General features: G+C 48.4%; 12 protein-coding genes and 1 pseudogene. 1 reads left to right on the forward strand and 12 read right to left on the reverse strand.

The genetic code is table 11. The features are described from left to right. From BMY09_RS17085 to BMY09_RS17135, 11 genes and pseudogenes are all read right to left on the reverse strand, one after another. Positions 1 to 308: pseudogene (locus BMY09_RS17085) on the reverse strand (acetaldehyde dehydrogenase (acetylating)); the annotation flags it as partial. A gap of 15 nt (positions 309 to 323) precedes the next feature. Then, on the reverse strand, positions 324 to 2,153 hold the full coding sequence (locus BMY09_RS17090; protein WP_091360672.1) for a feruloyl-CoA synthase: 1,830 nt from the start codon (positions 2,151 to 2,153) through the stop codon (positions 324 to 326). Positions 2,154 to 2,189: 36 nt separating this feature from the next. Next, positions 2,190 to 2,972, reverse strand: a complete 783-nt coding sequence (locus BMY09_RS17095; protein WP_091360674.1) for a 2-keto-4-pentenoate hydratase — start codon at positions 2,970 to 2,972, stop codon at positions 2,190 to 2,192. Next, the gene (locus tag BMY09_RS17100) at positions 2,969 to 3,925 is read right to left on the reverse strand and encodes an NAD(P)H-dependent flavin oxidoreductase (protein WP_091360676.1); all 957 of its coding nucleotides are present in this window, start codon (positions 3,923 to 3,925) and stop codon (positions 2,969 to 2,971) included. The genes BMY09_RS17095 and BMY09_RS17100 overlap by 4 nt, the downstream gene beginning before the upstream one ends. Continuing rightward, positions 3,922 to 4,704 carry a 3-(cis-5,6-dihydroxycyclohexa-1,3-dien-1-yl)propanoate dehydrogenase gene (gene hcaB, locus BMY09_RS17105; protein WP_091360677.1) on the reverse strand — a complete coding sequence of 261 codons (783 nt, stop codon included), beginning with the start codon at positions 4,702 to 4,704 and terminating at the stop codon, positions 3,922 to 3,924. The genes BMY09_RS17100 and hcaB overlap by 4 nt, the downstream gene beginning before the upstream one ends. Before the next feature lie 7 nt (positions 4,705 to 4,711). Further along, entirely contained in the window at positions 4,712 to 5,251 is a 540-nt protein-coding gene (locus BMY09_RS17110; protein ID WP_091360679.1) for a 3-phenylpropionate/cinnamic acid dioxygenase subunit beta, read from the reverse strand. Continuing rightward, on the reverse strand, positions 5,248 to 6,597 hold the full coding sequence (locus tag BMY09_RS17115) for an aromatic ring-hydroxylating oxygenase subunit alpha (RefSeq protein WP_091360681.1): 1,350 nt from the start codon (positions 6,595 to 6,597) through the stop codon (positions 5,248 to 5,250). Before BMY09_RS17115 ends, BMY09_RS17110 begins: the two co-directional genes overlap by 4 nt. An 11-nt stretch (positions 6,598 to 6,608) precedes the next feature. After that, on the reverse strand, positions 6,609 to 6,947 hold the full coding sequence (locus BMY09_RS17120; protein ID WP_091360683.1) for a non-heme iron oxygenase ferredoxin subunit: 339 nt from the start codon (positions 6,945 to 6,947) through the stop codon (positions 6,609 to 6,611). Between the two features lie 5 nt (positions 6,948 to 6,952). Next, entirely contained in the window at positions 6,953 to 7,795 is an 843-nt protein-coding gene (locus BMY09_RS17125) for a DODA-type extradiol aromatic ring-opening family dioxygenase (protein WP_091360685.1), read from the reverse strand. Positions 7,796 to 7,800: 5 nt separating this feature from the next. Beyond that, positions 7,801 to 8,043, reverse strand: a complete 243-nt coding sequence (locus tag BMY09_RS17130; protein WP_217647464.1) for a hypothetical protein — start codon at positions 8,041 to 8,043, stop codon at positions 7,801 to 7,803. A gap of 76 nt (positions 8,044 to 8,119) precedes the next feature. Continuing rightward, complete coding sequence (locus BMY09_RS17135) at positions 8,120 to 8,938, reverse strand: alpha/beta fold hydrolase (protein WP_091360689.1); 819 nt, start codon at positions 8,936 to 8,938, stop codon at positions 8,120 to 8,122. An 824-nt stretch (positions 8,939 to 9,762) separates the two neighbouring features. On the opposite strand from BMY09_RS17135, the gene BMY09_RS17140 reads away from it, so the two are divergent. Further along, positions 9,763 to 10,809: a hypothetical protein gene (locus BMY09_RS17140; RefSeq protein WP_091360690.1), complete on the forward strand. Its 1,047-nt coding sequence runs from the start codon at positions 9,763 to 9,765 to the stop codon at positions 10,807 to 10,809. 191 nt (positions 10,810 to 11,000) lie between these two features. Here the strand turns inward: BMY09_RS17140 and BMY09_RS17145 are convergent, their stop codons facing one another. Continuing rightward, on the reverse strand, positions 11,001 to 11,756 hold the full coding sequence (locus tag BMY09_RS17145) for an AraC family transcriptional regulator (protein ID WP_091360692.1): 756 nt from the start codon (positions 11,754 to 11,756) through the stop codon (positions 11,001 to 11,003). Positions 11,757 to 11,986: the final 230 nt, after the last annotated feature.

Raw genomic sequence — 11,986 nt, forward strand, 5'->3', positions numbered from 1 at the left:
GCCGGTGTCAGGTCGATCATGATGACGCCCAGTTCGTTCAGCTTGCGGCTGTTCTCGGCATGAACATAGGCCGAGGTAGCATCAAAAGCGACGCGGATATCATCTTCGATGACGTACGGCAGCACTCCATCAACGCCTTCAGCGATGGTTTTAATACCCATCTCACGGGCGCGTTTCAGGCCATCGGATTCCGGGTCGATACCCACCATCCACACCGGTTCGATCCACTCGGAACGCTGCATCTTCATCAGCAAATCGGTACCGATATTGCCCGGTCCGATAATCACTGCTTTCAGTTTCTTACTCATCGCTCACACCACCCACTAAATAATGCTAAGAACTAATTCAGACGAACTTTTTTTATAGATTTCATCAACCGAGTCACTTCGGTTCTCCAGCATTTTTCGCTGGTTCAGACTGCCCTTATCGGTTATTTCACCCAGCTCCAGATGAGGCAACTCATCCAACACCAGTAACTTGCACACTTTCTGAGAAGAGCCTTTAGCGGAGGATGACATCTGTTCAAGCGATGTTTGCAACGCCGCTCTGACGTCCGCGACGGCAAACAGCTCATGACCACTCATCCGTCCTTCGGTATCACCCGCCAGCTGACGCATTTTCGGTCCGGGAATCACCATCAGACTGATATAATCCTGGTTATGCCCGACCACAACACCATCTGAAACCAGATCGCCGAAGTTCTGATACATCCGCGAGCGGATAGACGCAACACACACCCAGGTGCCCGTACTGAGTTTGAAGTCTTCGGACACACGTCCATCAAACAGAATACCTTCGGATGGGTTTTCTCTGTTTTTCAATTTGCCGGCATCACCGATGCAGTAGAAACCCAGCTCATCAAAGGCGGCAGTGGTGGCTTCAGGGTCATTGAGGTACTGTTCAAACACAATCGGACCTTTAATGCGCATCTCCAGCTTGGAGCCATTCGGTACAAAACGAATCTGTACACCGGGGAAAGGCACACCAATGTTGCCCGGCTTATCCAGTCGCCAATGCACATTAGTAATCGCAGGAGCCGTTTCAGTCGCGCCCCACTCCGTAGTGAAGAACACATCGTGCCCCACCTCTTCCGCCATCCGCTTAAGATCATCCCAAACCGACGGCGCCAACGCTGCCGCCGCATAAAACAGCATGTTGATATTGGAAAAGAATGTCTTTTTCAGCTCTTCATCCTGCTGCAGATGCTCCACCAATACTTCATAGCCTTTAGGCACATTGAAGTAGAGATTCGGCTTAATCTCTTTGATATTTTTAAGCGTTTCGCCAATCAGATTTGGCACCGGTTTGCCATTATCGATATACAGCGAACCACCGTTGCGCAGCACCAGGTTGAAGTTGTGGTTTGAACCAAAGGTATGACTCCAGGGAAGCCAGTCCAGAATCCGGGGAGTTTCCTGCTCAATAAACGGGTAATACTGAGCAATCATCTGCTGGTTGGAACAGATCATTCGCTGGGTGACGACCGCAATTTTTGGCTTTCCGGTCGAACCCGATGTCAGCATATACTTGGCGTGGGTATCACCATCCAGTGTCTGAAACAGCGCTGACACCGCTTCCGTTGCCAGAGTCTCAATCAGTGACTGAAACGTAATGGCATCAGAGTCCACGTCTGACTTTTGCGAGGTAATGAAAAGACTGATCTGCTCACACCCCTGGATAGCCGGTGCAAACGCCGCCTCGTTGTCGGCATACACCGCACAGGGTCTGAGTCGCTTAATCGTGCCGTGAAGCTGCTCATAGGTTTTCGCCACCAGCGAGTAGGCAACGGATATCGATGTCACAGGGATACCGATATGCATCGCAGCCATCATCATCAGCGCATGATCAACTGAATTTCCAGACAGGATAACCAGCGGCCCTTTGCCAACCAGTCCCAGATTAATCATCCCCTGTGCAATATTATGAACCTGATCGCGACACTGACGGTAGGTCAGTGTACGCCAGCCTTCGCCCTGCCGTTCTGCCAGGACAACCTGATCGGGCCGTTTCTCTGCCCAGGTTTCCAACCAGTCGCCTGCGCAGCGCTCATAACTGTCTAACGGTGTTTTTGACTGAATGATAAATGAACCATCATCACTCAACAGCATATCAACAGATGTTTTCGGCATCTGCGAAAAAATATCGGCACCCATAACAAACCTTCTTTCATATTTTTTATAGTTATTTAGCTATTCTGCGTTCAGACTAATCTCATCCAGCCCTTCAAAACGGAAAGAGTACTGCTGACCAGGTATCAGACTGACCATCGGCGCCAGAGCGCCCGACAGAACAATCTGACCTTTACGTATTGGTGTGCTGAGTTCTATCAGCTTTTTTGCCAGCCAATAAGCCGATAGCAGCGGACTCCCCAGGCATGCAGATCCCCGCCCGCTGGCAACACATTCATTATTGGAATGAATCGCCACGGCCAGTGCTTCAAAGTCCACACCCTGCGGTGAAAAGATCCGTTTGCCCGGCATATACAGGGCAGAAGAGGCATTGTCAGCAATGGTATCGACGATGCCGATCTTCCAGTCCGCAACCACCGAATCAACGATTTCGATGACTGGGAAGAAGTAGTCGATCGCGGATAACAGCTCCATAAAGGTCAGATTTTCTTTATCCAGATCCTCTTTAAAGCAGAAGCCAATTTCACCCTCGGCTTTGGGCGCAATCAGCCCACTACAATCAACCGATTCACCACTCAACACTTCCATATCAGCGAACAGCACACCGTAATCGGGTTGATCAACGCCCAGCTGTTGTTGCACCGCTTCAGAGGTGAGACCGATCTTATAACCTACGACTCTGCCACCTTCATCGAGTCTACGCTGATTAACTATCGACTGAATCTGATAAGCATCATCGATGCTTAGCTGCGGAAAATCAGCGGATACTGGCGCGATAGCCGTTGCAGTTTTTCGCCCCTGAAGGATCGATTCCGCAATCTCTCTGTAGTGACTACTGCTCATGCCAGATACCCGGCTGCAATCGCCTGAGACCGTTTCAGCGCATCGGTAAACTCATTGTAAAAACGCTCGGTAATCCCGGTGGCGCTTTCAATCGCAGTGGTACTGCCAACGCCCTGTCCCGCCGACCAGACATCCTTCCAGGCTTTATTGGCTGTCGAAATATTGCCGGAGAAATCGATTTTGGCATCGTTGCTGGCGTCAGGATCAATGCCCGCTTTATCCAGGCTGGCCTGCATCCAGTTTGCCAGCACACCGCTCACCGCTTTGGTTTCCACAACCCCTTCAATATCGGTATCCACCAGCATCTGCTTGTATTCATCACTGGCAAAACTTTCAGTTGCGGCGATATAACGGGTACCACTGGCAACAAAGTCAGCGCCCGCCACCAGCATGGCCGCCACATCAGAGCCGTGAGAGATACAGCCGGCAATCCCCAGCGGACCATCCCAGAACTGACGTACTTCAGCGATAAAGGCGAGTGGGTTGTAACGCCCGGTGTGTCCCCCCGCCCCCTGAGTGACCAGAATCAGGCCATCCACTCCGGCATCGGCTGATTTCTTTGCCATACCCGGCGTAATAACATCGGCATAGACTTTACCGCCGTAGGATTTGACCACCTCCATCACCCGCTTCGGCGACCCCAGCGCCGTTGACACAATGGCGGGCTGATATTTGCGCACCAGCTCAATCTCAGCATCAAAACGATCGTAGGAGGAGTGCACAATCATATTGAACAACCAGGGCAGTGACTGGCTATTCAGCTCACCATGGACCTGAGCCATCCACTCATTGAGGGTTTCAACCGTCCGGGCATTGGCTGCAGGTAAGCTGCCAATCACACCACTCTTTGAGCTGGCAATCACCAGTTCTGGCGAAGAAACCAGAAACATCGGCGCCACAATCATCGGTAGTTTCAGGCGACTAAACAGCGCTTTTTCTTGTTGTATACTCATCGGGCTATCCAACCTCCATCACTGTGGATAACAGTTCCTGTGGTCATCGGGGACTGTTCATTTGCAGCCAGAAGGACATAAAGGGCAGTATGGTCCTCAGGGCTTGCAATCTTTTTTAACGGCACGGCATTCGCCGCATTTTCATTAAAATCAGGGATATGATTCAGCGGCCGGGCCTTACTGGAGATACCCTCAACCGACTTCATCTCAGTATCGGTTGCCCCGGGAGAGACACCGTTTACACGGATCTCCGGCGCAAGTTCATAGGCAAGTTGTTTAATCAGGCCGACTACCGCGTGCTTGGATGTCACATACAACACACCACCGCCACCGGGGTAAAAGCCAGAATTAGAAACCGTCAGGACGATGCTGCCATGGTTCTGCTTAAGCTGATCCATCGCCGCTTTCACCCCGTTCATATACCCCAGCACATTGACCTGAAACAGCTTGTTGAAACTGGCCTCAAGCTTCTCTGGTGCAATACGGGAAAGCGGCGCAAAAAAATCAAACAACGCCGCATTGCCAACAAAGATATCGAGTTTGCCAAAACGTTCAACCGCCAACTCCACCACTTTGTGGTTATCGCTGTAGTTGGTGACATCACCGCAGACAGAACAGAGCTCATCCGGATAGCGCGCCTGCAGCTGAGCAAGCTTTTCCTGATTCAGGTCCAGCACCGCTACTTTAGCGCCCTCCTTTATGAACCGCTCAACCACGGCCCGGCCGATGCCCTCAGCACCACCAGAGATAAACGCGACTTTGTCTTTCAGAATCGTCATAAATCCCTCACAGGAAAGTATTGATATTCTTGCAACTCAGCGTCGCATTCGGCATCAGAATCAGACGCTTACGGATCTTGAAACTGTCTCCGCTTTTCACCAGCAGGTCACGGCGACGTCCAAAGATGACGTATTCCTCATCCTGTCCACGACTACGCACACTCTGGAATACTGAATAGACCAGCAGCTCTGATTCAGACTCGCCCTCAAACACTTCTACATTTGACAGGGTATGAACATTGCGGGTAGCCGGATTTTCAGCCCAGGCAGACGGTTGGGCAAAGCGGGCCACACGGCGACTCAGATCGGTAATGTTGTCATCAAAAAACGCCATATGATTGGGGTCATAAAAACCTTCGCTCAACAGGTTTTCTCGGCGACGGTTTTCAATTCCCGGCATCCAGTAATGAATATCATCGGCCATCAGTGTTAACCATTCGCTAAAGCGTTCTTCATCCAGTAAACGGTATTCCATATTCAGGAAACCGGTGACTTTGTAATGCATCTCCATTGAAACCGGAGTCAGCTGTTGATCTTTGCTGTTCATTTCTCCACCTCCGCTTTACCTTTATTACGATTCGGGACTTCGGCCCAACTCTTTGCTTGCAGCAGATCCTGCCAACGCTGATAAAACGCCCTTGAATTAGCTTCATTCAGCTGGCCTTTATAGACATTGGCCGGAAGGTCTGTATCTTCCAGATAGGTATCCATCCCCAGACCGATAAAGAGATCCTGTTTGGCGGTCACTTTGCCTTTCGCCGTCTTAGTGCAGTATTCCCAGTTTTCACCGTCATCCATCTCAAATACACCGGTAGGCGAGAAGGTCATCATTGCACCTTTACGCCATCTGTCTTTAATGTCCTGAGGTGCACTTTTATTCACCACCACCCAGGTAAAGAGCTCGATTTTGTTAGGCCCACGGGGCTGCCATATACGTACAGTGTTCTGTCCCGCGAGGAATGAGAAGTTAGGGAAGATGGTGCAGGAGGAAACCGAACCGATCATATTGGAACGGAATTCACCCAGTCGCTCAGCCACTGATGGCTTAATGGTATGCAGATACTTATTTAACTGAGAGTCCCCCAGTACGGCGACATTGCCGACGGTATCCAGCGCAAATTCATAACCGTGGCCGTTCCAGTTAACGGAGTAGGATTCGTCAAAATCACTCACTTTAGCAACCGAACCACCCAGCATAGCCCGCGCTGCAGAATCATGTGTCCAGCCCGCGTGGAGGATATCGCCGACAAAATTTTCCGCCGCGATTTTCCAGTTACACTCATAGGTAGAGCGGATACAACCACCGACAAACTCAGTGCCCCCCTCCTGATTATCAAACAGTGAATCGAGGTACCAGGTCATTGGCCCCAGATACTCTTCAAGGGTTGGGCTGTCCGGATCAAAGGTTGCAAAAATCAGCCCTTTGTATGAATCAACCTTAGCAACCTCTTTCAGACCCCACTTCGACTTGTCAAAATTACTGTCTTCATAGATACCTGATTCATGCTGACCAATCAGATTACCCTCAACATTGAAAGACCAGCCATGATAGTTACAGATAAAGCCACGGGTGGACCCTGACTCAGAGAAGCAGACTTTGTTACCCCGGTGTGGACAGGCATTCAACAGCACCTTAACGCCGCCACTTTTCTGACGAATAACGATAACCTCATCCTCACCCATCGTGGTGGTGATATAGTCACCGGTTTTTTTAATCTGAGACTCATGTCCGACAAACAGCCAGCAGCGGGCAAAGACTTTTTCCAGTTCCTGTTCATAGATCTTCTGATCGTAGAAAATTTCACCGGAAATACGGCCACCTTCAATATCACATACAGACTCTATGCCTTCCAAACAATCTGTCGTATCTATCGTTTTTATCAAGTTGCTCATATCAGGTACCTTTACGCTTTAGCAATAATGTTTTCATCGACTTCAATGACTGCAAAAACCTCATCACCCACAACTTCGACAGGATATGTTTGCAAATCAGTTTCACAGGGAAACCCCTGCGCCTCGCCGCTTGGAATATGGAACATTCCCCAGTGCACAGGACAGACAATCATGTCATCCTCAATATCGCCCTCCGCCAGGGAAGCGGTTGCATGGGTGCACAGATCAGCGGTCGCATAGAACTGGCCACCCAGGTTATACACAGCGATATCGCCAAACGTATTATTTTCAATTTTCTTAACCTGGTTTGCTTCCAGGTCAGTGGCTTTACACAGATAGACTTTTTCCATGGGACTCAACTCGCTCTCAGTTCCATAAATCCAAGCCCGGTTACCCATTCAGGCACCGGCTGGTACTCAATCAGTGATACTGTGCCAGCGCCAACGGCTGCCATGGCACACACGAAGTTACGCAACTCCATCGCGCCATTCCCCCCCTGCTCCAGAATCTGCTCATCAGAGAGTGCGATCATCTGATCCAGATCCTGGTTGCAACAGAGGTCGATAATCCGCTGATCAAACTCAGGGTTTACCTTGCCCGACTCTTTAACGCCGACCCAGTGACTGATACCGCCACTGCCTATCACCGCAACATTTTCATCACTGTCAAAACGGCTAACAGACGCAGCAATCTGCTCGCCCAGTTCGCGGCAACGTTTCATCGAGATAAAGGGGTCAACCGCACTGCCCAGATAGACTGGAATCGCTTTGATTTCACGACCACTGATCGCTTCAGCGCGCTGAACAATCAACTGATAAGGAATAGAGAACGCATGATCGGTCGTAAATGAACGGGCCACGGCCCAGTCGAATCCCTGCTCTGCACCATCGCTGGCAATAAAGCTGGCCAGCGCTTCATTGTTATTGACCAGTGCCTTATTAAGTCCTGGCAGACGGTCTATCGGACCTTCAACATGGCCAGTACCAATACAATATTTTGGCAGACAGGTTGTACCAAACAGCATGTAGTGATCGTTGCCCACAATAATCACCGTGGTAACATCCATCGCAGCAAGATTCTGAGCGCAGGTTTCATATGCTTCCCAGGCCTTATCCGCGACAATTTTGTCAGGGGCGTTGGGTGCAACAAACATGATAGGGTCGTGCGGTACTAAAAAACCGCCTACAATTTTTGCCATCTTTATTACCCCTTTATCGATGCCGAGTAGCTGCTCTCAGACCCGAGCTTTTTGTTATAAGTCACCATGCTTTTATCGGGCGACATCTCAATCCAGTACCCCATGGTCAGCAGCGAGCTGACACCGATCTGCTGCAGTTTCTTCACATCAAAACTGAGAATCATCTCGACATCATCAGCATCCAGAGGAAAACGGCTGAGGTACTTTTCGGGATTTTCTTTAAATTTCTCTTTTGAAAATCTGTCCACTGACAGACTCCAGAGAACGCGTTCCAGCACATCTCTTTTCATTGTTATTCTGAGCCCCGCTGTTGCTTCTTCATTTTTATTTGCTGACAAAGTTACGGATGCAGGCGAGGAATTTTTCCCGCTGCTCGGTCTGAACCCAGTGGCCGCATTGCCCAAAGACAAACAGATCGGCACCAGGAATGTTCTCCACCAGGGTATAGCCACACTGCAGAGGGACAACATGATCTTCTCTGCCATGCAGAACCAGTGTCGGTGCAGTGATATGCTGAATAGCTTTAACCGGGAACGCTTTCACCATAGTGACGCCCTCCTCTGCCGGTTTTGGCAGAAGCTTACGCAACGCCCCCTGCGCACCAGGCCGGGCACTGGCTTCATAGCGGCTCTGGACAAGCTCGTCTGTAATCAGGGATTTGTTATAAGGAAACAGCTCCATCAGAGAGCGCATATTCTCGATAGATGGCTCATACAACCAGGCGCCAGCTAACCCTTTAGTCTGTTCAAAGGTTCCCGCTGGGGTTCCTAAAAGAACCAGCTTATCCAGGCGTTCAGGATTAAACAGCGCCAGGCCGATACCCACAGCACCACCAAAAGAGTTACCTACCAGCGAAATCTTATCGACACCAATGGCATCGAGGAATTTAACCAGATGGTTGGTCCAGAACTTAATATCGTACTGGGTTCCCTCTTTAAACTCGGTAAAACCAAAACCGGCAATATCAGGAACGATGACATCGTAATCAACAGACAGCTCATCAATCAGCCCTCCCCAGTTAGTCCAGCCAGATACGCCCGGCCCGGAACCATGTAACAGAACCAATGGATTGCCCGATCCTGCCCGGTAGTAACCCGTCTTATGATCCGCTGCCTGGATAAACTTACGTTCGCTCTCTTTCACAATGCCGCACCTCTAAACATACATAACTGTATGCACAATACTAACAACAGAATCCGGCTTGTCAATAAAAAAATACACAACTGTATCTTTTCTGATAAAACGCACCATCCTCTAACAACAAATCTATAAGCTATTGTTTTTAAATTAATTTATCTCATATTAATCAATAAAAGCATTGTAAATAGACCGTAGAAAGGCGGGTAAAAACTGCTTATAAAACAAACATAAATACATATATGTATCTTTTTAAGAAGACATAATTCTATCGCTAACCTGATTGATGAACCGACACCCAACAACCAGTAGCGGCTGACAGACGCTCAAAAAAAGCCTGCCAGCCGCACTCCCCGGACCTCATGCTTTCATAGATAAAATCCGGCCGTTCTATCCCCCACAGCGCTCTTTGCGGCGGCCAGTTCAAACCTGTAATGAAGCATGATAGGAAGGATTCATCGGCTTATATTCACTAACAAAGCGAGAAATAAGAGATAAAACTAATCTGAACTTATTGATGCGAAGTTGTCTGAGAATTGACCGAGTAGTGTAATTGGTCCGACATAAGCACCCAGCTGTCATTTAATAGATAAATGCAGGCAGTCAAACTTAATATAGCTAATATGTCTAAAACAAATACGACTCGCATCCTATCTATTAACACATTATTAGTAGGACGTTCTTAATAACACAGTCATAAACGCTGAGCGATCTCCCTGCTGCAATTTTTGCAGTATCTGTACATAGATTTGCAGTATTCAAGTATTAGATTTCTATCGATATGAGATCATAAGACCTCACCTATATAATAATAATGAGGCTTCACTTAGATGAAAAAACTTAATAAACTAAGTATTGCAATTCTTGCCGCAACCGCATCCTCTTTCGTTAGCGCTGTTGAGCTGGGCGAGTTTAAAGGCACGACTTTCAGCGTTGGCGGATACCTTAAGGCAGAAGCGATCTGGGGTATGCCCGATAGTGGCGACAATACTCTGGAAACTACAACCCGCCAGTCACGTTTTAACCTGAAGGCCAGCAGAGAGATCGAAGGCCATAAAGTTTCCGGCTTTATTGAGTCCGATTTCTGGGAAAACCAAAGCTACAACTCAGCTGCTGCATTACGTCTGCGTCACGCCTACATCAGCATTGATAACCTGACCATTGGCCAGACCTGGAATGGCCAGTTCTTTGCCACTGCCCCCTTTGACGCGCGGATGATCAACTTCTTTGGACCTGGATTCGGCACCATTGGCGGTAACGGAGGTACTGTTCGCCCTTCTACCGTGATTCACTACACCACCAACGGTTTCCGCTTTACTGCGCAGGATCCGCTGTATGATAACGCCTCCATGCCTGACCTGGTTGCATCTTATTCCAATCGTTTTAAATCCGGCAGTGCTTACAATGTTGCCATAACAGCCCGTGAAGTTCAGACAACCTCTGTTGACGATTCTAAAATTGGTGCAACTATCTCACTGTTGGGTAAGCTGGCCGTTGGCAAAGGCGCTCTGTTTGCCGGTGCATTTACGGGTAAAGGTACCGGCCCGTATACGGGTGTTTGTGTTGGTGGTATGTGGAACCCAGGAAATACAGCAACCTGTGATATCGATGGTTCAGGAGATCTGATCTCTCAAACCGGTTTCAACCTGGGTGTGACTCAGAACCTGACCGAAAACCTCAACGGCACGCTGCGTTACGGCAAAGTAGAGGTCGATGACACAGCCAATACATCAGCTTACGAGACCACCGCAACCCTGATCTATACCTATCTGCCGGGTCTGGATTTTGGTATTGAGTGGCGTGATCAGGACATGGCCAACCACCCTCTGCGTCCAGCTGGGCAGCAGGTTGAAGTCATGGCAATGTACAAGTTCTAAGCTCATCAACTCTTAGAACCGATACATCTGGATAGAGATACTGGCCCCCTTCACCGGTATCTCTATCCTCCTTTCATTACCGTTATTAAGCGTTAGCAGATCCACGTGACAGACAGAGATAAACCTATCTCTGTCAGACGTTACAGCCATACCTGATATCTGATATTTAAAACCTAAAAAACCCTAAGCGGTCAGGCCCTTAACGGCTGTTCAACCGATCTGGAACGGGTCACCGATGGTAGTTCTCCCACCTGTTTGCGATAAAGCTGTGAAAAACGACCCATATTGGTAAAACCATAATCCATAGCGATCTGGGTGATACTCCGGGCTGAACTCCCCGCTGTAATCTCGCGATGCGCCAATGCTATTTTGCGCTGCTGAATATAGCTAAGCGGCGTCGTAGACTCACTCTCCCGAAACAGGTAATAGAGCGACCGCTCACTCATATGACACACACCCGTCAGACTCTTTACAGACAGGTTGCGCTTTATATTCTGATCAATAAACTCCCGCAGTTTGCCCATTATCAGTTGCTTATTACGACTCGCCTCTTCAACCCGCCGGTCAAATCCAATTTCCATCTGGATATAGTGGAAAATGATATCGATATAGTGGCGTTGCAACTCAGGTGTAACGGTCTCTTTAAGCTCTAACAGATGAAGAATCAAAGCTTTGAGTGGAGCTGATTCCAGGCAGATCATATTCTCTGCTGAACTCTCAGCATAGAGCGAGGGCTCCGGGTGATTTTCACAACTATCAAATATAAAGTAGTTTACAAAGATACGCTGATGAACACTGATCCGGATGGTCCGTTCCAGCCCCTCAGGAAGCAGGTAAACCGTGATCTCATCACCGCATCCAGCCAATGAATGAACAATCTCAGTAGATTTTTTAACAATAACATCCCTATCACCACCCTTCATCCTTAGATCGAAATTATGCTTCATAATTTCCTCATGCAGGCATTTATTTTTATTTTTTGTCTAATCACTTTATTTATAATAAATTAATGATCCTTAATATATTAACACGATAATAAAAAAATCAGGTTATAAGAAAACTGCATCAACCTATCTAAAAATAAGAGTTCTTATCCCTTTAACATCCCCTTTTAAAAAGCCTCAAAAAAAAGCCCCTTAGAAAGGGGCACTGAGGAGAGTCAAAAAAGCAACTCAAA

It is taken from the genome of Amphritea atlantica, assembly GCF_900111095.1.
GTDB classification, from domain to species: domain Bacteria; phylum Pseudomonadota; class Gammaproteobacteria; order Pseudomonadales; family Balneatricaceae; genus Amphritea; species Amphritea atlantica.